Origin of the sequence: Enterococcus sp. DIV2371 (genome assembly GCF_050498525.1) — a bacterium.
Lineage (GTDB): Bacteria > Bacillota > Bacilli > Lactobacillales > Enterococcaceae > Enterococcus_B > Enterococcus_B mangumiae.
Genome location: NZ_JBIPAJ010000001.1, coordinates 668,108 through 694,855 on the forward strand (window position 1 = coordinate 668,108; position 26,748 = coordinate 694,855).

Annotated in this window: 17 protein-coding genes; 15 read left to right on the plus strand and 2 right to left on the minus strand. The window is 34.9% G+C overall.

Features of this window, described 5'->3' with window-relative positions; genetic code table 11:
* Window positions 1–834: 834 nt before the first annotated feature.
* From IGL24_RS03105 to IGL24_RS03155, 11 genes are all read left to right on the plus strand, one after another.
* Window positions 835–7,497, plus strand: a complete 6,663-nt coding sequence (locus tag IGL24_RS03105; RefSeq protein WP_429968390.1) for an immunoglobulin-like domain-containing protein — start codon at window positions 835–837, stop codon at window positions 7,495–7,497.
* 318 nt (window positions 7,498–7,815) lie between these two features.
* Window positions 7,816–9,027, plus strand: a complete 1,212-nt coding sequence (locus IGL24_RS03110) for a nucleotide sugar dehydrogenase (RefSeq protein WP_206859535.1) — start codon at window positions 7,816–7,818, stop codon at window positions 9,025–9,027.
* A gap of 13 nt (window positions 9,028–9,040) precedes the next feature.
* Window positions 9,041–9,778 (plus strand): YveK family protein, encoded by a 738-nt coding sequence (locus tag IGL24_RS03115; protein WP_206859537.1) that lies wholly within the window; start codon window positions 9,041–9,043, stop codon window positions 9,776–9,778.
* 6 nt (window positions 9,779–9,784) lie between these two features.
* Entirely contained in the window at window positions 9,785–10,516 is a 732-nt protein-coding gene (locus tag IGL24_RS03120; RefSeq protein WP_206859538.1) for a CpsD/CapB family tyrosine-protein kinase, read from the plus strand.
* Window positions 10,467–11,642 carry a glycosyltransferase family 4 protein gene (locus IGL24_RS03125; protein WP_206859539.1) on the plus strand — a complete coding sequence of 392 codons (1,176 nt, stop codon included), beginning with the start codon at window positions 10,467–10,469 and terminating at the stop codon, window positions 11,640–11,642. Before IGL24_RS03120 ends, IGL24_RS03125 begins: the two co-directional genes overlap by 50 nt.
* Window positions 11,639–12,775 (plus strand): polysaccharide pyruvyl transferase family protein, encoded by a 1,137-nt coding sequence (locus IGL24_RS03130; RefSeq protein WP_207699739.1) that lies wholly within the window; start codon window positions 11,639–11,641, stop codon window positions 12,773–12,775. The genes IGL24_RS03125 and IGL24_RS03130 overlap by 4 nt, the downstream gene beginning before the upstream one ends.
* On the plus strand, window positions 12,772–14,196 hold the full coding sequence (locus tag IGL24_RS03135) for a lipopolysaccharide biosynthesis protein (protein ID WP_206859541.1): 1,425 nt from the start codon (window positions 12,772–12,774) through the stop codon (window positions 14,194–14,196). The genes IGL24_RS03130 and IGL24_RS03135 overlap by 4 nt, the downstream gene beginning before the upstream one ends.
* Before the next feature lie 323 nt (window positions 14,197–14,519).
* Window positions 14,520–15,119 carry a sugar transferase gene (locus IGL24_RS03140; RefSeq protein WP_206859542.1) on the plus strand — a complete coding sequence of 200 codons (600 nt, stop codon included), beginning with the start codon at window positions 14,520–14,522 and terminating at the stop codon, window positions 15,117–15,119.
* A gap of 3 nt (window positions 15,120–15,122) precedes the next feature.
* A complete protein-coding gene (locus IGL24_RS03145; RefSeq protein WP_242543367.1) occupies window positions 15,123–15,869 on the plus strand; it encodes a WecB/TagA/CpsF family glycosyltransferase in 747 nt (248 codons plus the stop codon).
* The gene (locus IGL24_RS03150) at window positions 15,838–17,130 is read left to right on the plus strand and encodes an O-antigen ligase family protein (RefSeq protein WP_206859543.1); all 1,293 of its coding nucleotides are present in this window, start codon (window positions 15,838–15,840) and stop codon (window positions 17,128–17,130) included. The genes IGL24_RS03145 and IGL24_RS03150 overlap by 32 nt, the downstream gene beginning before the upstream one ends.
* Window positions 17,105–18,130: a glycosyltransferase family 4 protein gene (locus IGL24_RS03155; RefSeq protein WP_206859544.1), complete on the plus strand. Its 1,026-nt coding sequence runs from the start codon at window positions 17,105–17,107 to the stop codon at window positions 18,128–18,130. Before IGL24_RS03150 ends, IGL24_RS03155 begins: the two co-directional genes overlap by 26 nt.
* A gap of 22 nt (window positions 18,131–18,152) precedes the next feature.
* Here IGL24_RS03155 and IGL24_RS03160 read toward each other — a convergent pair whose 3' ends face one another.
* Together IGL24_RS03160 and IGL24_RS03165 are read right to left on the minus strand one after the other, a co-directional pair.
* Window positions 18,153–19,697 carry a helix-turn-helix domain-containing protein gene (locus IGL24_RS03160; RefSeq protein WP_207700356.1) on the minus strand — a complete coding sequence of 515 codons (1,545 nt, stop codon included), beginning with the start codon at window positions 19,695–19,697 and terminating at the stop codon, window positions 18,153–18,155.
* 268 nt (window positions 19,698–19,965) lie between these two features.
* Window positions 19,966–20,454, minus strand: a complete 489-nt coding sequence (locus IGL24_RS03165; protein ID WP_206859555.1) for a DUF4352 domain-containing protein — start codon at window positions 20,452–20,454, stop codon at window positions 19,966–19,968.
* A gap of 451 nt (window positions 20,455–20,905) precedes the next feature.
* On the opposite strand from IGL24_RS03165, the gene IGL24_RS03170 reads away from it, so the two are divergent.
* From IGL24_RS03170 to wecB, 4 genes are all read left to right on the plus strand, one after another.
* On the plus strand, window positions 20,906–22,339 hold the full coding sequence (locus tag IGL24_RS03170) for a helix-turn-helix domain-containing protein (protein WP_206859557.1): 1,434 nt from the start codon (window positions 20,906–20,908) through the stop codon (window positions 22,337–22,339).
* On the plus strand, window positions 22,340–22,711 hold the full coding sequence (locus IGL24_RS03175; RefSeq protein WP_207700376.1) for a hypothetical protein: 372 nt from the start codon (window positions 22,340–22,342) through the stop codon (window positions 22,709–22,711).
* Window positions 22,701–25,424, plus strand: coding sequence for a SpaA isopeptide-forming pilin-related protein (locus IGL24_RS03180; RefSeq protein ID WP_429968391.1), 2,724 nt, complete (start codon window positions 22,701–22,703; stop codon window positions 25,422–25,424). Before IGL24_RS03175 ends, IGL24_RS03180 begins: the two co-directional genes overlap by 11 nt.
* Window positions 25,425–25,601: 177 nt before the next feature.
* Window positions 25,602–26,741 (plus strand): non-hydrolyzing UDP-N-acetylglucosamine 2-epimerase, encoded by a 1,140-nt coding sequence (wecB, locus tag IGL24_RS03185; protein ID WP_206859649.1) that lies wholly within the window; start codon window positions 25,602–25,604, stop codon window positions 26,739–26,741.
* Window positions 26,742–26,748 lie beyond the last annotated feature (7 nt).

Consider the following 26,748-nt stretch of genomic DNA (forward strand, 5'->3'; position numbering starts at 1 on the left):
TAAAGAAATTCGATTTACATTATTGCTGTAAAAAGCACTGACCACTAGATTACCTACACCCTGACAAGATCTTTCACAAATGAATAAACAGAAACGGGTTAAAAAGAGATAAAACTAATCTTTTTTGTTTTTCAAATGTAATTCTAGTATACCTAGTGGTCACTGCTTATCAATAATAGTAACAAAAAAAATGGTGATAGAAGTTCTTTTCACGGACTATGAAAATGATTATTTAGATCATAAGGAGCGGCGGTGTATTTAATTTAGTGAAGCGATTTTATAGAACAGATAAAAAAGAAGATTATCTGTTTAACTAATATGAATAGTTACTAATAACCTAACAAAAAAGAAAAGTGGATATTTAGTGTTGCAGCTTTAGATGACGAAAATAATATAATCAAGAAGAATTCCAATCACATATGTGAAAGAATATTCTTACAGTAAGAAGAGATTGAGAAAGTATCAGAAATTATTTTGTTAACTTTTCAGTAACTTCAATGATTTTTTATTTTTAGAATTTTGGATAGCAATCAATAAGCTTTTACATTGATTGATCGTTCATGACCAGATACTGATACAAAATTTATTTGATTTATCCCTAACTATTATTATGTTTATGTTACTAGAACGTTTAAGGACCAATTATTTATACTTCATTCAACATGATTATGATGATTTTTTTAACTATATGTTTAAAAAATATTATATCAGATAGTTGAGTTCAATTTTGTTCTTAAAAAAAACCTAGAACTGAACATTTTTACAAATAATAATCTCTTAAAATGTAACAGCTGGATAAAATCTAGTTTTATGAAGTTATAAGGGGGAAAATTTATGAGTAAAAAAAAGTTAACTAAAAAAAGAAAAAAGCAACTGCTGGCAATGTTTATGACAGCAGGAATGATGACAAATACATTTGTCGGAACAGGTTTAGCTCTTGCTGATGAAGTGACGACAAACTCTACAACTACCAGCGGACTATCTGATAGTAAAGAAAATACTAATGAAAAACAACAAATAACAACAAATTCTTCCGGTAGTAGAATTTTGAATACTAAGATTACATCAGGAGAATACTATTATGGAGAAAGTAAAACAATTAAAGGAACTTGTGAGCCCCTTTTTCGGGTAACTGGTTTTAAAGGTGAAAGTAGTACGGGTGTAACATCCACGGTTAACGCAGATCTTTTTGGAAATTTTGAAATTGGTGTTGCTGAATACATGATCCAACCTGGAGATGTAATTACAGTAAGAAGTGTCGATGCATCAGGACTTTTTGGAAGTGATGATACGACATATGTACATTATAGTACTCCAAAAGTAAGTAATAGTTACACTTATGATTCACCAATCACTGGGACCGCTTATCCTGGTTCGGAAGTATACATTTCTGATGATTCGTCTTTCGCTTCTGGCTGGGTAACAGCAACTACAGATGGGTCTGGTAACTTTTCAGTAAGTTCAAACCAATTAAAAAGTTTAGCAGGCTACGCTTCAGGAAAGACTATGTATATAAGGAGTGGGGCAGCCGGTTCTAATAATAACGTATCAGGATTGCTTAGTCACACAGTGTCTACTCAGATTACTGAAGATAAGGCTACAATTACTGCTAATAATTTTACACTGGATTATGGATCAGCGTATAACAGCAATATTGCTATTCAAATGTCTGGTGTAAGAGCGACTGATGCAAATGGCAATGATGTTACAAATAATGTGCAGGTTTCTGGAAATGTAAATACAAAAATTCCTGGAAATTATAACGTGACATTTACATCACCAGAATCAGGTAAAAGTACTACTGTAGTGGCGACTGTTAAAGATGCACCAGCAGATAAAGCAACGATTACAGCAAACAATGCTACTGTCGAATACGGATCAACCTGGAATGATAGTGTGGCCAAACAAGTAACAGGAGTCAAAGCAACTGATAAATATGGCAATGATGTAACGAATAACGTAACAGTATCAGGGAATGTAGATACAAATAAACCTGGAAATTATAATGTGACATTTACTTCGCCCGAATCAGGAAAAAGTAAAACAGTAGTGATTACTGTGAAATCAGCTAAATATGAAAAACCAGTTCTTGAAAATCCATATATTTATCAAACGGATTTGAAAGGAAAAACGACACCTGATACAGATGTTGTGATTTCTGATAGTGACGGCTTCGAAGAATTTGTCACTGTTCATTCAGATTCTTCAGGTAATTTTACTGCATCAAGTTCTTTGTTAAATTCTCTTGCAAAACATACTCCAGGTACTAAACTTTATGTCAAATCTGGGGATATAGAAAATGCCAATTATAGTGAAGTAGAAACTACTCTGATCCATTATCCTACACCTAAAGTAGCTGAAAGCTATGCCTATAACACAGAAATTAAAGGTATAGCATATCCAAACTCGAAAGTTTATATTTCTGATATGAATGATTTTGGTGGATATATGACTGTTGAAACTGACTCATCAGGTAACTTTACAGTTTCAGCTTCTCAGTTAAAGGCTTTAACTGAATACAAAATTGGTGCTACTTTATATTTTATGAGTGCAGATGATTATTATAGTCAAGCAATCAGTCTAGTAGCATCCACAAAAATCACAGAAAATAAAGCGTCGATTACAGCTAATGATTTTACCTTAGAATATGGTGCAGATTTTAATGATCAGATTGCTATTGAAAAAGCGGGAGCAACTGCTACAAATGCCAACGGAAATATCGAAGGTGTCAGAGTTAAAGCAAATAATGTAGATACAAGTAAGCCGGGCGAATACAGTATCACATTTGTTTCCGCATCAGGAAAAGAAAAAACAGTCAAAGTAACGGTCAAAGATGCACCAGAAGAAAACGCAACAATCGAAGCGCATGATTTTGAAGTAGATTACGGGTTTGATTTAACCGATGAAGCAGCGATTGAAAAAGCTGAAGCAAAAGCAACCGATAAATACGGCAAAGAAGAAGCTGTCACAGTCAAAGAAACGAATGTTGACACAAGCAAACCCGGTGAATACAGCATCACATTTGTTTCCGCATCAGGAAAAGAAAAAACAGTCAAAGTAACGGTCAAAGATGTACCAGAAGAAAACGCAACGATCGAAGCACATGATTTTGAAGTAGATTACGGGTTTGATTTAACCGATGAAGCAGCGATTGAAAAAGCTGAAGCAAAAGCAACCGATAAATACGGCAAAGAAGAAGCTGTCACAGTCAAAGAAACGAATGTTGACACAAGCAAACCCGGTGAATACAGTATCACATTTGTTTCCGCATCAGGAAAAGAAAAAACAGTTAAAGTAACGGTGAAAGAATCCGTAAAAGCAGAAACGCCAGTATTTGAGACACCCTATATATATGGAGATGATTTAAGAGGAAAGACATCCCCAAATGCATCTGTCCAATTACGTATTACCAAGCCAGCCCAAGTTGATATAACTGTCCAATCAGATGACAACGGTGATTTCTCAATCCCTGTTGAAAAATTGAAACAATATGATAATTATAAAGTTGGAAGTACACTTTTTGCTACTGCTTCATTTGGATCAGACGGATCAACTAGTGAAATGGGATTGGTAACAGTTGAAGAAAACCATTCCTCAATTGAAGCAAATGATTTTGAAGTAGACTATGGTTTCGATTTAACAGACGAAGCGGCGATTGAAAAAGCTGGTGCGAAAGCAACCGACAAATACGGTAAAGAAGAAGCGGTCAAAGTCAAGGAAAGTAATGTAGATACTTCAAAACCAGGTGAATATAGTATCACATTTGTTTCTGATTCAGGAAAAGAAAAAACAGTGAAAGTAACTGTTAAAAACAAACCAATCATTGGTTCCGAACCAATCATCCATGCAACAGATATGACCTATCAAGTAGGAGAAACATTAAACCCATTATTAGGCGTAACCGCTGAAGATCCAGAAGACGGTGATTTAACGGACCAAGTCAAAGCCGATGCTTCTGGAGTCAATATGTCTAAAGCAGGCGATTATGAGTTGAAATTATCTGTAACAGATAAGGACGGAAATACGACTGAACAAACAGTTACGATCCATGTAGTTGATCAAGTAACAGATGGTCCGGTGATCAAGGGCGCAGATGACGTGAGAGTTGATGAACGTGCGAAATTTGATCCACTTGAAGGCGTTACTGCACAAGATAGTCAAGGAAATGATATAACTGATAATCTAACGTATACAGGATCTGTTGATACATCTACTCCAGGAGAATATACGATAAAATATTATGTGTATGACAAAGATGGTAAAGTAGCGACTGCAGAACGGGTTGTGACAGTCCAAAGTGATGCAAGTAAACCAGTGGTAATGAGTCCAGATAAACTAACAATCAAACAAAATAGTAAATTTGATCCAACACTTTATGCACAAGCATATGACAATGAAGATGGCGATATTACTGATCAAATCAAAGTTTTAGGGCAAATTTATACCGATAAACTAGGTTCACAATTCATTACTTATGAAGTGACTGATAGTGACGGAAACAAAGCTACTAAAATGATGGAAGTTGAAGTGGTTGCAACGCTAGGAAATGCGCCCGTTATTAGTGGTGCAGACGATTTGGAAATCAATGTAGGAGATAGCTTTGATCCAATTTCAGGTGTCACTGCGTATGATAACGAAGATGGGGACTTAACCTCTGAAATCAAATACGGTGGTATTGTTGATACTGGTAAAGCAGGCGAGTATACCGTTACTTATACAGTTTGGGATTCTGATTTCAATGTTGAGACCGTAGAACGTAAAGTAACAGTGAAAGATCCAACAGTAGAACCAGCCATTGAAGCGCATGACTTTGAAGTAGATTATGGCTTTGATCTAACCGATGAAGCGGCGATCGAAAAAGCTGAAGCAAAAGCAACTGACAAATATGGTAAAGAAGAAGCGGTCACAGTCAAAGAAAGTAATGTAGATACTTCAAAACCAGGTGAATATAGTATTACATTTGTTTCTGCATCAGGAAAAGAGAAAACAGTCAAAGTGACTGTCAAAGATGCGCCAGAAGAAAATGCAACGATCGAAGCACATGATTTTGAAGTAGATTATGGGTTTGATCTAACAGACGAAGCAGCGATTGAAAAAGCGGAAGCGAAAGCAACTGACAAATACGGAAAAGAAGAAGCTGTCACAGTGAAAGAAACGAATGTTGACACAAGTAAACCAGGTGAATATAGTATTACATTTGTTTCTGCATCAGGAAAAGAGAAAACAGTCAAAGTGACTGTCAAAGATGCGCCAGAAGAAAATGCAACGATCGAAGCACATGATTTTGAAGTAGATTATGGGTTTGATCTAACAGACGAAGCAGCGATTGAAAAAGCGGAAGCGAAAGCAACTGACAAATACGGAAAAGAAGAAGCTGTCACAGTGAAAGAAACGAATGTTGACACAAGTAAACCAGGTGAATATAGTATTACATTTGTTTCCGCATCAGGAAAAGAAAAAACAGTCAAAGTGACAGTGAACGCAGAAGCTGCCATGAAACCCACCGTTGATCCAATCAAAGAAGGAGCAGGTAAGGTCACAGGACAAGGAAAAGCCGGCGATAAAATTGTCATCACTGTTGATGGAAAAGAAGTTGGCACAGGAACGGTTAAAGAAGATGGTACATTCGAGATCTTGACTGGCACGTATCGTGCAAAAGCGGGAGATGTGTACTCTGTTCAAGCCTTTAATTCAGAAAACGCAGGCTCTGAAATTACAGATGTCAAAGTTATTGCCACTGCAGGAAAAGTCAATCCAGATGATTATACGATTGGGGACGCAAATGTGACCGGAAGCTATACTGGCGATGTCACTTCTATTGCGGTCTTTATCAATGGTGTGAACAAAGGAACGATTTCTGGAGCTAGTGTAAAAGATGGACAATTCACCTATTATGTTGGAAAAAACATTAAAATGGGGGATGTCGTAACAGTTGTTGGGTACGATAAGTATGGTAAACGTTTGGATGAAAAAGAATTGACGATCTATAACAAAGAAACAATTCAAACACCAACAGTCAATGATATTTATGTTGGCGATACAACGGTAACAGGAACTGGACAAGCGGGTACAACCGTCTATGTCAAATTAGGTTCAACGATTTTAGGCCAAGCTGAAGTGAAGGAAGACGGTACGTTTGAAGTAACGATTCCAGCGCAAAAGGCAGGTACAGAACTAACAATTTTAGCAAAAGATGGTGAGGAAGCCAGTGAGTTGGTGTCTAAAATAGTTATCGACCAACTTCCACAAGCGCCGAGTGTTGATGATATCAAAGATGGTGCCGGAAAAGTAACAGGTAAAGGCCAAGCAGGCGATACTATTGTTATCACTGTGAATGGAAAAGAAATCGGTCGTGGAAAAGTCAAAGCTGATGGAACATTTGAACTTTTAACTGGTACGTATCGTGCAAAACAAGGTGAAACTTATGAAGTGTATGCAGTAAATGATGATAATGTCCAATCTGAAACAGTGAAAAAAGTAGTCGTTGCGACTTCCGGACAAGTAAAACCAAATGATTATGTTCTAGGAGAATTATCCATTACAGGAACATATACAGGCGATGTTACTACAATTGCTGTATTTGTCGATGGCGTGGAATTAGGTAAAACTTCTGGAGCGAATGTAGCTAATGGACAATTTAACTTCTATGTAGGAGACCATATCAAAGCAGGTCAAAAAGTCACAGTTGTCGGATACGATAAATACGGTAAACGACTAGATGAAAAAGAAGTCACTATCGATAATGGTGTTGATACACCAACAGTCAATGATATTTATGCTGGCGATACAACCGTTACAGGTACAGGTGAGGCAGGTAGCACGGTCTATGTGAAAGATCATTTGAAAAATATTATCGGCGAAGCCGAAGTCAAAGCAGATGGTACCTATGAAGTGACGATTCCGGCTCAAGCAAAAGATACACAATTGATTGTCATGGCAAAAAAAGGGAATGCAAGAAGTGAAGAGGTCAATGCAAAAGTCTTAGCAGCTCGCCCACTACAACCAACAGTGGATGCAGTTAAAGAAGGAGCTGGAAAAATCACTGGGACTGCACAAGCTGGTGATACAGTAGTCATTACTTTAAATGGAAAAGAAGTAGGTCGTGGTGAAGTTAGTGAAGATGGTACATTTAGTATTATTCTATCAAGCAAAGTACGAGCAGGTAACATGTATCAAATTACAGCAGTAAATTCAGATGGTATTAGTTCTGTCGCTACTGAAGTAACTGCAACGGTTACAGAAGGTACCATTACACCTGATCCATTTAAAGTAGGTGGCAATTCAATCACTGGTACCTTTACGGGAGATGTTTCATCTATTGATTTAGTGATTGATGGTGCACCACAAGGTGTTGTTAGTGGGAATTCAGTCAAAGATGGCGTATTTTCTTACTATGTAGGTAATCTCTCAATTCAAGCAGATCAAACTGTGGAAGTTGTTGCTTATGATGCTTACGGCAAACAATTAGATCAACAAACAGTTACAATCAATGCTTAATTGAAAACACTTATAATGAGAATTTGTAGATAAAATCGTAATAGTTTTATCGTTGCTTGTTCTACGAAGAGGGAATCGATCCGAGTATAGAATTGCTTGGATCGATTCCCTTTTATTCATTTAATGACTATAAAATTTTATGTGGAATCAAAAGAAGTGTTTGTTGATCTATATTCAACATAGTAAGTATCAATAAATAAAAATCACTAAGTGACCGATGTTCGTTTGTTTCACTATATAAAACCGAGGATTGAACATCCTTTGGGGGCTTTTGACAGTATACTTCTTTCTTGGAAAACAAAATAAGGAGATGGAAACATGGACAAAAAAACAATCAATTTTGTGGGTTTAGGTTACGTAGGGTTACCTGCAGCGTTATTACTACAAAATTCTGGCTATTCTATCATTGGGACAGATATCAATCAAGAACTAGTATCTGAATTAAGTAATAGAAAGAAGACGTTTGACGAGCCGGGTCTTCAAGAAGCCTATGATCAAGCAATGGTTAATGGGATACAGTTCACAACAAAATATCAACAAGTAGAGACCTATGTCGTCGCTGTACCAACACCGTTTGAAGCAACGACAAAAAAAATCGATCCGACCTATTTAGTCAGTGCACTGACTGCAATCAGTGAACATTGTTTAGAAGGAGCGTTGATTATTGTAGAATCAACGATTTCTCCAGGAACAATTGATCAATATGTTCGACCAATTTTTAAAAATAAAAAGGTGAACTTATGTCATGCACCTGAACGTATTCTACCTGGTAATATCCTGAAAGAACTACGATATAATTCTCGTACGATTGGTGCGGATAATGAGGAAACAGCCCAAGTAGTCAAAGAAATCTATCAAGGTTTTTGTGAAGGCGAAATCGTTTTAACAGATATCAAAACAGCCGAACTTTCTAAAGTTGTTGAAAATACCTTTAGAGATATCAATATCGCGTTTGCGAATGAATTGAAGCTGATCTGTGAACGGGAAGGATTGGATGTACATTCGGTGATCGAAATCGCTAATAAACATCCTCGTGTCAATATCTTGAATCCAGGAACTGGTGTGGGAGGACATTGCATTCCCGTAGATCCTTGGTTTTTAGTGGGAGATTATCCTGAGCAAGCAAGATTGATCCGAACAGCGAGAGAGGTCAATGATGCTGTACCAAAACGTATTTTAGACAAAGTAAGAGAAATAATGGATCATTCATTTTCTGGAAAACGTTTGGGTATCTACGGTCTAACTTATAAAGATAATGTAGACGATGTTCGAGAAAGTCCTAGTTTACAACTGTACCAAGCAATGACTGATAAAGAACAAGCAGAAGTCCTATTTTATGATCCATTGGTCAAAAAATCGATCGTAAAAAATCAAGCAATGGATTTTGATGATTTCTTACAGAATACAGATGTCGTGCTAGTGATGAATAGACATGAACATTTAGTGGTCAATGAGCCATTGATAAAACAGTCTGGTGAGACTGTTCTTGATCCTATTGGTGATTTGAGCATGGATAAGGTGGTCTTATAGAAAGGAGAGTTCGATGCAAGGCACGAATCAACTACTTAAAACATTTCGCTTACTAAGACAAAATCTATGGATTATTTTACTTTCTACGGTTTTTTTTGCTGCTGGGGGGTATATTTTTACTGAAAAATTCATTACACCTACGTATAAGGCAACCACTCAACTTGTAGCAAAAACAACGGTGACACCAGAGTCGGATGAGACCCTTAATGATGCGAACTATAAGTTATTGATGATCAATACGTATAAAAGTTTAGTCACAAGTTATTCGATTTTAGATGATGCACAAAAGAAAATAAAAGAAACGCAAGATATCGATTTGAATGTGGATCAGATTCGCCAAATGATCACGGTGGCTCAAGAAGAAAACTCACAGATATTCAGTATTTCTGTTTTATCTGAAAAACCAGAAATTGCTCAAGTTGTTTCTGAAAAGGTGGCAGAATCTTTTTCAGCAAAAGTCGGTGAATTACTAGGTGAAGGGAATTCTGTTTCGATTATTTCACCCGCTCGTACCTCGGGAACACCGATTTCTCCAAACTTAAAGATGAATACAGTTATGTTTGCTTTGATTGGCTGGTTAGTCGCTGTTATCGGCATATTTATTTGGTCACTGTCGAATCAAATCTTAGAGAAAGAAGACAACTTTGAAGAAACGCTCGGTCTTCTAAATTTAGGAAATGTGGCGGAAATGAAACCAACACAAAATGAAAAAAGCAAGAAAAAACTATATGTAGTAGAGGAAAGGAGATAGACACGAATGGCAAGGGGAAAGCTTGGATTGGATATTGTGACATTATCGAATCCAGAATCAGTTGCTTCTGAACAGTATCGTAGTATTCGCTCGAATATCCAAATCCAAAGAGAAAAGGAAGCATTGACTTCATTGATGATTACTTCAGCCAGTCCGGGTGAAGGAAAGACAACAACGAGTGTGAATTTAGCTGTTGTCTTTGCTCTAACAAAATGTAAAACATTATTGATCGACGGTGATTTAAGGAAACGTTCCATCACGGAATCATTGAATGTTCCTAATGCTTCAGGGCTATGTGGCATCTTAGATAAAGGATACTCATTAGAATCTAGTACGTACCAGACAAATATTGAGAATCTAGATGTGCTACCTAGTGGGGTTTATTCAGAAAATCCAGCTGAAGTTTTGGCAAGTGCTGGATTTAAAAAACTACTGAGAGAAATCAATTTAACTTATGATTTTGTCGTTATCGATGTGCCACCAATCACCGAAGTAGCGGATGCTAAAATTATAGCGACGTTGGTTGATAGTTGTGCGTTAGTGGTACGAGATAGTAAGTCCAGTAAAAAATTGATCGTTGAAGCTAAAAAACTACTTGATAATTCAGGAGCAAATGTTCTTGGAGTTATTTATAACGGAAATAAAACAAAAAAATCGAAGCACTATGGTTATGGAGGTGCTTACGGCTATGGGAACAGAAAAAAAGAAAAGAGTCCTTTTCGTCTCTGGAAGCAATAAGCCGGTTCCCGCTACCTCAGGAGGGGCAATCGAGTTTCTTACACAGAAACTTTGGGAATTGAACCAAAACAAACCAATGGATGTTGATTTTTTTGTACTTTCTTGTAGTTCTGTTTCTTCGGATGATCCATCAACGGGGCTCTTTTATTATAAAGACGCCCCAACTATTTTTCAGAGAGCGAAGAGGTATTTAAATAAGTGCACAAATCGAATCAACAGATATCAACAAAAGTATACATCAATCAATCCCAATTTATTATCTAAGCTGAAAATTTTGATAGGAAGCTATTCTTTTGATGAAATCATTATGCTGAATTACGGGGTGTATTGTCCAAAAATCAGAGAATTTTATGTAGGGAAAGTATCACTATACTTACATAATGATTATCTTAATCGGTTTTCTTATCAGAAAAATAAGATTTTACAGTCAGTCGATCGCATCATTTCGGTTAGTTCGTTTATTGACCATAAGGTGAAGGAAGTGCTAAACCAATCCAATAGACCATCCTTGTGTGTGGTTGAAAATGGAATCGATACGACTGCTTATTCGCCTGTCACAAATGACACGAAAATGAGTCTGAGGGCAGAGCTAGGCATAGGTCACCAAGAAAAGGTGGTCTTGTTTTCAGGTAGGATCGATCGTTCCAAGGGAATCACTTATTTGATGGATGCCATCGAACAATTGACGAATGAGCAAGTACTACTATTGATAGTAGGGACTGTTTCCAATAAACAATTAGACAAAGCATTAAGACATTCAGCGATTGATTTGAAACTGATTGAACAAGCAACTCAAGAAGAAATGCCAATGTACTACCAAGTAGCGGATCTTTGCGTCATTCCTTCAATCGTCAAGGAATCCTTTTGTTTAGTGAATATGGAAGCACAGGCGTGTGGCATACCAGTGATCACGACAGATGCAGGGGCATTGAGAGACTACTTTTTTGGCGATGAACAATTACAAATAGCTGCTGCCCCCAAAACATTAACAATCGATTTGGTAAAAGCAATGACGTATTTTTTTAAAAATGAACAAGCAATCAAGAAGTTTGATTATCGACAACATGCTGAAAACTATTCTTTAGAAAAAATGTATCAAACAATGATTGGTGAGGTGAGAAAGTGAAAATTTTACAGTTTGGTTTTATTGATAGCTTAAATATCGGGGATCGTTTGATTGCTGAAGAAATCCAACATCAGTATTTAGAAAATCATGAAACAAGGGCAGTCTCTTATTTGGGCACGCCTAGAGAGAACATTCCCTCGATTGCTGATTCTTCAGTTGAAAAATCAAAAAAGAAGAATAAATTGAAACAAAAACTTGCTATGATGATTCCTTACCATCCAGACCGAAGGACAGAAGATCTAGTGGAACAATGGATCGCTGACGCAGATTGCATCGTTTTTTCTGGTGGAAATTTAATTTTTGACTTAAACAAGTATAGTAAATCTTATTTTAAACTAAAATGGATCGTTGAGTTGGCTAAGAAACACAACAAAAAAATAGTTGCTCTGTCGATTGGTTTAGGACCATTCAAAACAAAAAAACAAGAAAAAGAAGCGGTGAGATTATTAAACGATTTGAGCTATGTTAGTGTGAGGGATCTAAAATCAGCTTCCTATTTTAAAAAAGAAGTAGCTGTGATTCAGGATCCTGTCTTTACTTCAGAGTTTTTTGCACCGTTAGCGCAACGTCAAAGTCTAAAAAATGAGCAACACATTGCGGTTTCTATCATTGACTATCGCCTTGCTGGGGCTTCTCAGGAACAATATTCGGTATATATCAAACAAATGACAGCAATACTTTTACAGCTTTCAATCAAGTACCAAGTAACCATTTTTTCAACAGAAATGAGAGATTATCAAGCGGTTGAGGATATCTATCATTTATTAGTTGGTGCTGTAGAAATGAAAATAATACGCTCGAAAGAAGAACTTTATGCGTTGTACGAAGTGAGTACCTTGATCATTGGTACACGAATGCATTCGATGATCTTTGCTGTCGCAGCAAAAATTCCTGTGGTCGGAATTTCTTGGCAAGATAAAGTAACTGAAATGTTTCGTATACTAGCTGATCCGACGAGTTGTTTTTCAATCCAAGAATTAGAGAAACAACAAACAGCGATTCTTGAACGAGTAGAGTATAAGATGAATCATGTAGAAGATGAGCGGTATTTACTCGGAGAGATTGGTCAATCCTTTCAGGAGAAAGTGTCTAAAGAAAAGGAACGAGTAAATGCGCTCTTGGCGATCAAATGAACCGATATAAGAAATTACTAACAAGTTCAGGCATATTAATGATTGGGAATCTAGGAACGAAATTTGGGTCACTCTTTCTACTACCATTGTATACAAAGTACCTTTCTACTTCTGAATATGGTGTGGCAGATCTATCAATTACGTTCATTAATTTATTTTTACCCATCATTACAATGAGTATTTTTGAAATGTTCATGAAAGATGTGATCCAGCAACCAGAACGTAAAATCTACTTCTTAAAAAATGCTTGGTTCTTGCTTTTATGTACAAATGTTAGTGCGTGGATCATTGGTCAAGGTTTGTATGCACTGGGCTATATCCATCTAGATTATTCGATTTTCCTGTTGATGATGCTTTTGATGACACTCCAATCTTATAATAGTTTATTTTCTAATTACCTTCGTGCAATCAATAAAAATACGATTTATGCGACGATGAACTTGATTCAAACAGTTTTATTGATTATTTTTGCGATAATGATGCTCCGATACTTAGAATTGGGTTTGCCTGGTTATTTTTATGCAAATGTCGGTGCTTATACGGTAGTGCTTCTCGTTGTCATGCCGTTAATACTTTTCCGAAAAAAAGATGTTGAAAAACAAACAGCGCTATTTGCAGTCGATTTTGACTATCTCAAACAATTGGTAAAAAAAAGTTTTCCATTGATTCCTAATGCATTGATGTGGTGGGGAATTAATTCGGCAGACAAAATTTTTATTGTACTGATTCTAGGAACAAGTGCAAGTGGTCTATTTGCGGCTGCCAATAAGTTACCCATGTTTATTACCATGTTAAGTACTGTATTTTTTCAAGCTTGGCAAGTTTCGGCAATTGAAGAGGTACAATCCAATAAAAAAGAAGCATTTTACACAACCGTTTTTCGTGCATTCCTTTTTTTAATGAGTCTAGGTGTGCTCATGATGTATCTTTTTATGGAACCAATCGGGAAAATCTTATTTGCTGATGCGTTTACTCAGGCAATCGACTATATTCCCTTTTTGGTTTTAGCTGCGTTTTTTTCCAATCTCGCCAGTTTATTAGGCGCAAATTGTATTGCGGAAGGTGAAACAAAATTTGTTTTTCATTCGTCGATCCTGTGCGCCATTGTAAATCTTGTACTTAGTCCACTCTTTATTAAAAGCATGGGATTGCATGGTGCAGGAATATCCGCATCAATCAGTTTTTTATTTTTGGCTTACTTGAGATTTAACAAAGTGAGAAATGTTTCTGGGTTGCGAATGACCCATCACTCTTTTTTTGTTCAGCTATTCATCATTATTTTGGCGACTATTTTGTGTTCGCTCACTCAGTCAGTAGGATTGATCATATTGAGTATAATCGTTTATTTCGTGTTTCAGTGGAGTTATATTCTGCAAATCAAGTCTGTTCTAAAAAATAATTTTAGTAAATTAGAGCATTAATTGTAAGGTGAATATGAAATATTGTTATTTTATAGATGCTTATTTTAGTAGAAAAAAGCTTTTTTATCGATCAAACCAATAGGGATTTGATCGGTTTTTTATATTGTTTTAATTTCGATGGGAAAGTATTTTATGATTGATATAACTGTCAAAAATAATGATTTTTAATAGATAGGAAAATTTATATTTTCTTACTGCAAGGAAGTGTTTTAGAAAAATTTATAGGTCTTTTTTATCTTTTAAATAATACGTTTAGTGAACATTGTAAAGGTTATTTATTCACTATAATACTCCTGAATCAAATATTTTTCAGGAGGTAATTTATGAATATTCTTGACTCAATCATCAATCGTGTTCTTGCTGCTTTTGCGCTGTTGATTTTATCCCCTTTACTTATTATAGTAAGTATTCTTTTGAAGCTGGAGAATCCAGAACTCTCTCCTTTCTTTTCCCAGACAAGAATTGGAAAAAACCAAAAAAAATTTACTCTTTATAAGTTACGAAGTATGAGAGAGGTCACGCAACAAGAACTTATCGCACTTGATCGATTGAATGAAGCTGGAGAGCAGATGTTCAAAATTAAAGAAGATCCACGTATCACACCGATTGGCCGGATTATACGTAAAACAAGTATTGATGAATTGCCACAATTGATCAATGTAATAAAAGGCGAGATGGCCTTGGTGGGGCCACGTCCTCCTTTACCTAACGAGGTAGCTAAATACACAGATCATGATTTGCAACGTTTGACTGTCTTGCCAGGTTGTACTGGTTTATGGCAAGTGAGTGGTAGAAGTGATGTTTCGTTTGAAGAAATGGTTGATTTGGATTTGCAATATATTGAGAATAAGAGTCTATGGTTTGATTTGAAGATATTGTGTTTGACAGTCCCAGCGGTCTTAAAGATGAAAGGAGCTTACTAAGTATTGAACAGAGTAAAATTATTAAGTGCAGAAGTAGATTCGTATACGTTTGACGAAACAATCGAGCAAATGGTCCGCATCATTGAACAACGAAAAATCACGCAACACGTGGTAGTGAATGCCAATAAAATCAATTTGTTATACAAAGAACCAAAACTAAAAAAAATCGTGAATTCTTGTGAATTGATCAATGCGGATGGGCAGTCCGTTGTCTGGGCAGATCGATTGTTCAATCGAGCGATTCCAGAGCGTGTAACAGGGATTGACCTATTTGAAAAAATGATTGAAGTTGCTGCAAAAAAGAATTATCGTGTGTATTATTTAGGCAGTAAGTCAGATGTTGTAAAAGAAGTGGTCAGGAGGCATCAAGAAGAATATCCTGCTCTCAAAGTAGCAGGTTATATGGATGGGTATTTCGATCGAAATAAATCAGTGGAAGTAGCTGAAGAAATTGCAGCTACTCATCCTGATATTTTATTTTTAGCGATTCCTACCCCTGAAAAAGAGTACTGGTTGGATCAATACAAAGAAATTTTAAATATCCCCCTTTTGATTGGCGTAGGTGGGAGTTTTGATGTAGTTGCTGGAAAAGTGAAGCGTGCACCTAGATGGATGCAAAAAATCGGAATGGAATGGTTCTATCGGTTTTCGCAGGAACCAAGAAGAATGTTCCACCGGTATTTTTTTGGCAATTTGACTTTTTTAGGACATGTCATTGATGAAAAGAGGAAATCCCTTGTTAGAAGATAGCAAACAAAAATATTCCCAATGGTTGCTTTATTTTGTAGGCGTCTTTCCGCTTGTCGATTTTATGAACGGTGTATTTTTAAGTGAAGGGATTTCGATCCCTATTGGAACCTTCTATCGCATTGTTTTGTTTATCATACTACTTTTCTTATTTATCAATCATCTAGAATTAGTTACCAGCGTTTTTGGATTATTGATGATTTTAAGTATGTTTGTATATTTTTTACTGTTAGCCATTCAAACGATCTATTTTGATAATTCATTTAGTACGTTGTTTAGTGATGCTAGCGCAGTAACTAAATATTTATTATGGTTTCTGATTGCTTTACTATTTTCTAAAATAGCTGAACCTAAGCTGACTCAGTTGTTTATTGCAATCGATAGTTTATTTGTGGTGGGTTTGATCGTTCCTTATTTTTTAGGGTTAGGTAATTTTACCTATGCCAACTCTAATGCAGGTTATAAAAGTTTTTTTTATGCAACCAATGATTTAACCTACGTTTTAGTTATTTTGTGCACTCTGTTGCTTTTTGTGCTAATTACTTGTTTTACTAAAAAGCAATGGCGTCCTTTATTTTATCTGTCATTACTCTATTTGGCAAATTGTTACTGTCTCCTACTGATTGGAACGAAGACGGGGATTATTTATAGCATTGCTAGTTTGATTGTTACGATTTTATATTTACTCTTCTTTAAATCTGATATCCCTTTCCAAGTAAAGTTTTTACTTTCGCAATTAATATTAATTGGTGTTGGGTTTAGTTTGTTTTGGGGAAAAGATCTATTTATCGGAATGATCCAAGGAACGATTGATCGAATGACTTATTTTTATGATTTATACGATGGAAATTGGATCAAGATCCTTAGTAGTTCCAGAAGTATTTATTTTGAAGATGCGATGGCTAATTTTATGGAATATCCAAATAATCACTGGATCTTTCTCTTTGGATTTGGCGTTGAGAATCGCTGGGAATTTTTTGGACGAGCTGGGGGATATATTGAAATCGACTTTTTGGATACTTTTTTCTCATATGGAGCAATAGGTTTGCTTGTCTTTCTTTTACCACTGGTCTATTTGATTTATCGTATCTTCAAGATGCGATTATTTAATAAGTATGCTTTTTTGTTACTTGTGACATTTGGGTTTGCAGCGACTTCGGGTCATGTATTTTATTCTGCAATGTCTGCGACTATTTTAGGTTTGATCGTATCGAGATTATTACGAGAGGAAAGTGAAAATGAATATCTTAATGATAGGGCCTAGTATTGATGCGAAGGGCGGGATGTCAACAGTCATCAAGAATATGTATGAATATGAGGGAGAAGACCAAATCAAAGTGGTGAGTAATTGGCATGAGAAACACCGTATTTCACTATTTTTAAAAAATATCTTTACAATTAGAAAAACAATAAAAGAAGAGAAGATTGATATCGTACATTTCCACGTAGCACAAAAAGGAAGTTTTTATCGTAAGAGTTTATTACTATTTTTATTGCCTAAAAAGGTAAAATCAGTGTTCCACATCCATGCTTCACAATTTGACTTATTTTATCACGAAGCCTCAAGACGAAAAAAAAGAATCATCAGAAAGTGCTTAGGTCGAACGGATTTGATTGTTGCAGTTTCTGAAAGTTGGCAGAAGTTTTACCAAAAAATAACTGATACACCGGTTGAATTCGTGAATAATGCAGTGAAAATGCCACAAGAAAATCAGTATCAGACGACAGCAAAGCGGATATTGACGCTAGGAAGAATCGGTGAGCGAAAAGGTTCCTATGATTTACTTAAAGTAGCAAAAATCGTGGGTGAGTTTTATCCAGAAGTCGTTTTTGAGTTATATGGAGATGGGGAAGTGGAACACTTTCGGCAGTTGACCCGTCAGTTACCAAATGTAAAAATCAATGGTTGGGTTGATCAGGAAGAAAAGGGTGAATTGTTTCAACGAACATTGTTACATTTCTTGCCCTCTTATAATGAAGGGCTACCGATGGCTATTTTAGAAACAATGAGCTATGGCATTCCCAACATTACGACTAACATTGGAGGAATCCCACAGCTCATTGAGAATAATGAGGATGGTTTATTGACGGAACCCGGTGATGTAGAAGAAATGAGTCACAAAATCCTCCAGTATCTCGGAAAAGTTGCGACTGAAAAAGCCAGATTTTCAGAAAAAGCTTTTAAAAAAGTAAAGAAGGATTTTAGTTTAGATAGCTATATGGAGAAGTGGCATCGTATTTACGTTCGTTTGATGTCGCAATGATGCCCATTGAATTAGCAGTTACTTAGCTAGTTTGAATTGAATGTTGATAGTTTTCTAACACTAGCTTTTGTAACTCTTTATAAATTAAATGAATGTCGTACTCAGAAAAATGATTTTTATAATTTAAATAGATAAACGAACTCTTTTGAAAATTATGGGCTTGTGTATTCGTCGGAAGTGTAGATATCACTAAATCAATCTCATCATAGGAAGAGACATTCGATTCTAATTCTTCAATCGAATAAATATTAAGATTGAAATAAAGACTAAACATTGATTCTATGTGTTTTTTCAATGACCAACGAATCATTGAGGGATAATCTGCTTCAAAATAGATTTGGATTTTCTGTTCTAAATAATAGAGCGGGTGAAAAATTTCATATAATAAAGCATATTTCTTTCTTAAAAATGAGTTGTTTAAAAAGATAGGATTTAGCGTTTCTTGATACATCAACTCCATAAAATGATCAATACGATTTAAAAGTTGTGGATATAGTGCTTCGAATACATCATCCCCTTCAATGGGATTCTTATCGATTTTCGGGAAAATTGAAATTTTGTAGTGGATTGCAAAAGCACTTGTTTTAAATCTTATTTTCTCGCTGTCTGGTAGTGATTCAAGGTCTAAGTTGAAGTATTCAATAAAATTAGTTTTAAATGTTGTATAATAATAATGACTCTCCGTATGATAATTTTCGTGTAAACCGAATATATCAGTTTTGTTGACGAATCGTCGATAAAACGTTCCTTTCGTTTGGAAATAGAACAACCAAAATTGAATCTCTGAATCAGAAATGAGAAAATGCTTTTTTATCATCTCCTGTATTTGTGAATTTTCCATTAATTCTGAATTGATTCGTTGGTAATTGTAATCAAATTCTTCTAATGAAATATAATGATTTTGAAAATATCTAGTTATATTTATAGCCATAAAAAAACATAATTGTTCTTTTGCTTGGATGCTAAATGAAGCACCATATTCGATGCTCATATCATTTAATAAATCATGAAGTTTATTTTTTGATATATTTTTAAAAGGCCAATACAATCCTTTATACGTATTCCAGAAAAACTCATGAAACATATATCGTATATTGTGTTCTTTACCAGAAATATAATAGGTTGATTTTTTAGAAGTTATATTGATATTTAAAGTTTTAAACAACTTTTTTAATTCATTGATCGTTCTTCTAATTGTTGAAATACTTACATAATTCTCATAAGACCACTTTGTAATATTCAAACGATTCTCAAAAAAAAGAGTATGAATGATTTTAATGGCTATATTATCTTTGATTAGCCACAAAATAAATTTTTGAATGATTAAAGGATCTCTAGCATGCAAAAACGTTCCTCTACCTTTTGAAAATTCCATCGTTAGTTCAGAATGATCGAATAATTCTAAATCCCTCTCTAACTCAGCAATATATTTTAGCGTAGTTTTTCTTTCTAGCTTCGTTTTTTCGGCCAATTCGCTTGTAGTGATCCAATCATGGTTATTGTAAAGTATGTTCACTAATGTGATTTTTTTCTTGATGTTTTTCCCATAAACGTGTTTGATGTCCATTCCGCATTCCCTCTTTTTTATAGTATTTATTAAAAAATATTATTTATCACATAAATGAAACAATACCAAATATATAAAGAATTCAAAATCAATAATTGGAATATATAGTGGTGTAAACTGACCATAGGATAGTTGTTAATATCAGCATATCGAAAATAGTTATAATTACAAAATAGAAAGATTTGATGATCAGCAAAAAAGCTCGCACTACATTGTTAAGTAATGTGCGAACTTTTTTGCTGTTTAGTGTATTTAATATTTAGAATGCTTAATTTTTATTTAAATCCCAGGCTATATGTTTTTGATCGCTTACGAGATAAATTAGCTGTTCGATGGAATCATTTTTGTTCAATTCAAAATAAAGATCTCCTTCAATTTCTTGGTTAGCATCTAATTCTTGTCCAAAAACAGTGTAGTTTGTACTTACACTATGTTGTTTACCATCTTTGGTCTCTAGAGAAAAATCAATTGATCCTAAACCTTTAGTAACTGAGGAGATATTTTTACCTTTCACATGGAACGTATATAGAATCTTATCTCCTTTTTCATCTGTTATCGCTTTTTTCTCTGGTTTATTTATCGTGATTTCCAATCCATCAATAACAGTTGCTTTTCCTATACCATCAACTTTTTGAGTTTCTATATCTAAGGCACTACTAGAAGTAGTTGTTGTTGCGTGATTGTTGGTATTTTTGCAACTAGTTAAGATAGGTAGGGATAACAATAATATTGTACTAAACAGTAGTAATTTCTTCATCTTTATATTTCAACCTCCTTGTATTTCTTTGCTATTTTAACAAACTTCTATTTTTCATACGTTCATCTTCTGGAATCAAAAGAGACAGATTTAGGTAGGTTACATTTCATGGATTACCAAGAAAGTACAATAATACTGAGTTGATTAATGAATGGTGGATCATACGGTAATAAATGAACATAAAATCAGTTTAATATTGTTAGACTAAAGATGTAAAAAAACTATGTGGATTTCAAATAGAGCAGAGCAGAATGGAGAATCTATTTCTGCTCTGTTTTATTTTGGATCTAGGTTTTTAAGGATTTATATATAACAAATATTATATATATTCATTTAAAAAAAAGTTATTTTATATAAAAAAAGTTAGAAACCATACTTTTTCCATTTTTAAGTAGAGGTATCCTATTAATGGGACTGTAACACCTAACTTAACTAATAAAAGGAGGATCGAATGCAATTAGAGTTTTTTTTAGAAGATAAGGAGAGAATCAAATTAGCTATTTTGCGCTACATTGAGTTAAAAGATAGGAGTATTGAGGTTAGGGAACTTGCTTCATTTATTGAGATCACTGAAACAAGATTAAAAAAGTTTCTTGATGAGTTAAACAATGAACTTTATCAATTTGAATCGAATGCTCATATCCACAGTGATGGTGTCATAGTCCACCCAATCAATATAGATTATTCGATTGTAAAAAAATTCCGCTTGACTTATTACAAAGAAGCACCAACTTTTTTATTATTTAAAGCTTTTATCGAAGAAAACATGACTGTCAAGGAATTTAGCATTCGACACTATTTTGCTCTCCCAACTGTTTACTTGAGACAGCGAACGATAAAAAAATTTTTATCAAAACATAATCTTGAAATAAAAAATGGCAAAGTAGTAGGAAATGAAATCATTATAAGAAATCTTATTTTTTCTGTATTCTTTGACATTTATAACGGAATTGAACTTCCTTTTACAGAAGAAATAAGAAATCAGATCAAATCTTTATCTGAATATTTAACATTTCTTTTCCATTTACGATTAAGTAAAACAGAACAGGTAAAATTAAATTTGTTAATCGGTATCTTAATATGTAGAGAAAAAAATGGTTTTTCTTTAAGCAAAGAAGAAGATTTTTTTATTTTTTTGACAAGCTCGGATATTCAACTTGTCATCGATAAAATAGCTGATTTTTTGTCTATTGAAGATGAGACGAAGAAGTGTATTGAAATTCGCTATTTATTAGGTTTTTTGAAGTCATTAGGTGTAGACGAAGTACCTGTTGTGATCCAAACGTCAAAGTTTGAAGATATTGATGAAATAAGTATAAATCTAGCAAGTAAAATCACCTCTGAATTAAAAATAAATGAACACAAAAATCGTATATCTTTCGAAAATAACTTAATTGCGTTAAATAGGTATCATCAAATTTTTGATTTTACTTTGTCTTCCTTTGCTTCAAGTAATCAAAGAGATTATTTTTTGGAATCATATCCCAAACTTAGTAAATCGGTTACGAGAGCCTTAACAATTTATAAAGAGCAATTGCATTTTAGCGATGAGACAAGCGTCAATCAACTTTTTTTTGAGTACGTATTTTTACTAATCAATCATTTTGCTTTTATTGAAATACCTGTTTATGTTTGTGTTGATTTTTCTTTGGGAAATTTATACACGAATTTTATTCAAAATCAAATTCAAGGATTTAAAAATCTAAATATTATTGTAGAGAATCGCTTAACCTCAAAAACAGATATTTTTGTTTCAGATTCTGTTATTGAGAATTTATCGATTACACAAATCATCTGGAAAAGACCACCTACTCCAAACGATTGGGAGGTATTTGGAGATGCAATTATAGAGGTAAAAAGACAAAGAGAAAAGGATGTAAATTAGTTGAAATTTTTATCTGTCATTCTATCCATATTACTGATTGGTAGACAAGGAGTATATCCACTAAGTCAGGCGTCGCGAATAAAAGAGATTTCACTAAAAAAGAAAATCGATTCTTCGAGTCAATCGCAACAGTTGTTTTTTAATGAAGAAAAACAGATGATAACGATTAGTAATACCAAAATCTCTTTGTCAAACAAAGAGAAATTAAAAATAGCAAAAGAACTTCAGCGAATAGAGGATGATTTAGTTATTTTAGAAGCAGATAACTACCTACCTAGTAACAAGCCAAATAAGACACAACTGGGTAAATCAATGAAATGTTTATCAAAGAATATCTTATTAAGTGAAAGAGGGTACAAAATTGAGGAATAAAAAGGCTACATTTTTTTTAAATCTATTAACTAGTATTATCTTGATAATCGGTCAACTTGGATTCTTACCGTTGATTGGAAGTTCATCGGAAATCAGTCCAAGAATTGTTGGAGATGATCCAGGAATTTCTATCAGTGGTCCTAGTATTATTGAGTCACGGCAACAAGTTGAATTAAATATTCATTTAGCTTCTTCAGCAGGCGGAATCGACGAGGATGGGAAAATACAAATCTCGATTCCCCATGAAATTGTTCAAGATGAAAGTGATCTTTTAAATAAACTGATTATCGGTGAGCCATTCTATTTAGATGATTCTTCCTTGACCAAGGATAGTCAGGGAGATTACGTCTTGACGGTGTTTTATGATCATACCAAGATATCTCAAACAGATGCTGTAGGCTATACATTTACGATTAAATTTATTGCTCCGATTTTTAATGTTGGGGATGAAAGTATTCCTGATTTTGTCGAATTTCCTGTTGAATTTTATAAGGGGAATAACTTAGTCAGCAGCGATCAGCTGAATTCCGAAGTACATCGACTAAATAATAGCTTACCTAATCTTTCAAAGTGGAGTACGAGGCCCAAGAAAATAATTGATGGAAATGAAGTTGCACTAATGAGCCTAGATAAACCTGCATCAAATATCTATGCAATAACAGTCAATTATGACCAAAAATCTATGAAAAATGTTAAGCTTACGGATACCATACCAGAAGGGACTCAGTTAACCGATCCAGATACTTATATACCCGCAGTTGGGGATCTAACACCCTATCAACATATAAGAATTGCTAAAGTAACTTCTAGAAAGGCAGATGGTACCCCAAATGAGTGGAAGTATGTAACGAGTGAATTATCTAACAAAATAACTGTGAATAATCAAGGATTTACCATTGATTTCGGCGATGTTACAACTGAAGACAGTTACGTTGTCATGTATGGGGAAGAAATACTAGGGAATCCAACACCGGCAGAATTTGGTGTGAAAAATAATCATGCAGCAATCTATTCAAATGATTCGCTTGTTTCAAGTTATGACTCAGCAATGGCTTTGGACGAATCAAGTTACAGTGGTATTTCTTTAAATAAAAAAGTGGAACAAACTACGCTAGCAGATACAGAAGGGATTTTGGATTATACATTGACTTTGAAAAGTTCAAGCGGTAGTATCCCAGCTGGAACTGTGATAAGTGATCCACTTCCAGACTACACAACCTATCAAACAACTGTTTCAAAAAACGATACAAAAGTATCGGATGCTGTGTATGATTCTACAACTAGAAAAGTTTCTTATACCTTATTAGATACTTTAGAAGAAGGTGAAAGCTTAACTATCGTATTTAATGCAGTTTATAATAATAAAGATGCACAAGCTGGGGATAAAATTATCAATAAGGCGTCAATCAACTATAATGGTACGAGTATATATAGTAATGATGCTGTGACGATATTAGATGGAAGCGCGTATCTAACTAAAATAGCTTCTGAAAATAAAAATCCATTAGCTGGGGCCGTTTTCAAAGTAGTAGATAGTAAGGGGCAGACTGTACTTGAAAATCTAGTATCTGATTCAAGTGGAAAAGTTAATACAGGTTTACTTCCGCCAGGTGATTATCAGTTTATCGAAACCCAAGCGCCAGAAAATTATGCGATCGATCCAACACCTGTTTCATTTACAGTCGTCTCTGGACAAGAAGTTCCTGTAGTGTTATCTAAAACCAATTCCTTAGATACAGGAGGAGTGGTTCTCACGAAAACGGATGATCAAAGCGGAGAAGGTCTAGCTGGCGCAGTCTTCGAGTTACAAGACAAAGAAGGGAAGAAACTGCAAAGTGGATTGACGACTGATGCAAGTGGGAAACTAGCAATCGATGAGTTAGCGCCAGGTGAATATCAGTTGGTAGAAACAAAAGCGCCAACCGGTTATGACCTAGACAAGAAACCAGTCAGCTTCACGATAGAAAAAGGGCAAACCGAAGCGGTAGAAGTAACGAAAACGAACCACTTAACTCCAGGAGGAGTGGTTCTCACGAAAACGGATGATCAAAGCGGAGAAGGTCTAGCTGGCGCAGTCTTCGAGTTACAAGATAAAGAAGGGAAGAAACTGCAAAGTGGATTGACGACTGATGCAAGTGGGAAACTATCAATCGATGAGTTAGCGCCAGGTGAATATCAGTTGGTAGAAACAAAAGCGCCAACCGGTTATGACCTAGACAAGAAACCAGTCAGCTTCACGATAGAAAAAGGGCAAACCGAAGCGGTAGAAGTAACGAAAACGAATACACGTAAAGCTAACAGTATTTTGCTAGAAAAAATAGACAGCCAATCTGGTGAAAAATTGGCTAATGCCTCATTTATGATTAAAGATCAAAAAGGGAAAATAGTTCAAAAAAATTTAAAAACTGATTCATCTGGACATCTATCAATTGAAGGTTTACCTGAAGGTAGTTACGAATTGATTGAGACGAAAGCACCAGAAGGTTATATTTTAGATGATCGTCCGATAGCTTTTAATATCTCAAAAAGAAACGAATCAGTTGAACTAACAAAAGAAAATGATCCGAAAAAAGTAAATCAAAAGACGGATGAAAGCTTTCCTAAAACTGGTGAACAAAGACAACCTTTACTCGTTTTATTTGGAGTGCTTATCCTCATTTTATTCTTTGGATTCCTAACGTATATAGTTATCAATAAAAAGAAAAAACGGTGAGTAATGAGAGAGACCAGAAAAATACTCTGGTCTCTTTATTTTGTGCTCCCCTAAATCTTAGAAGAGTAAATCAATATTTGGGATTTCAAATGGTGAATATTAGGCAAATAGTTTAAAAAAAAAGAATAGACTTCTACTTATTGGCTATATATTAGTTAAAGGAGAGAAGAACTAAAAATGTCAAAAATAAAAGTAATGTCTATATTTGGTACTCGGCCTGAAGCAATCAAGATGATTCCGTTAATAAAAAAATTAGAAAAAGATGCTCGCTTTACATCAATAGTCGTCATAACAGCACAACACCGTGAAATGTTAGATCAAGTATTGCAATATTTTAATATTGTACCGGATTATGACTTGGATGTCATGGAAAGTAATCAAACTTTGACAAGTATCACTACAAAAATATTAGAAAAGTTGACACCTATTTTGGTAACAGAAAAACCAGATATCGTCTTGGTACATGGGGATACTACGACAACTTATGCGAGTGCATTAGCTGCTTTTTATCAACAAATCAAAATTGGGCACGTAGAAGCTGGTCTTCGAACATGGAATAAACGTTCACCATATCCGGAGGAAGCAAATCGACAATTGACTGATATTCTAAGCGATCTTTACTTTGCGCCGACAGAAAGAAGTAAGGAAAATTTGGAAAAGGAAAACCACTCTCTTGATAGAATCTATATCACTGGAAATACAGCAATTGATACGATGAAATATACAATCAAGGAAAAATATAGTCATCCCTATCTACCAGAACTGAAAGAGAATAGAAAAATGATTGTAGTGACTATGCATCGAAGAGAAAACCTCGGAGAGCCAATGGAGAATGTGTGTCGGGCAATTCATAGGGTTGCTTCTTCCTATCCGAATATTGAATTTGTTTTTCCGATGCATCGCAATCCTAAGGTTAGAGAAAAAGTAGTAAAGATACTAGGTGATTTGCCTAACATTCATTTGATTGAACCGTTAGATGTCGTGGATTTTCATAATTTTATTGCCCGTAGTTATATGATCTTGACAGACTCGGGTGGGGTGCAAGAAGAAGCCCCATCATTGGGGGTACCAGTTCTAGTTTTACGTGACACGACAGAAAGACCAGAAGGCGTAGCTGCGAATACTCTTAAACTTGTCGGCACGAATGAAGAAAACGTGTATCGTGAAATAAAAAACTTGATCGAAAATGAAATTGATCATAAAAAAATGGCACAGGCGTCTAATCCTTATGGAGATGGAAGAGCAAGTGAACGAATCATAGAAGCAATTGCAAATGAGTTTCATCATTTAAATCAAGGCATCAGTGGAGATTTTTAAATTTAAT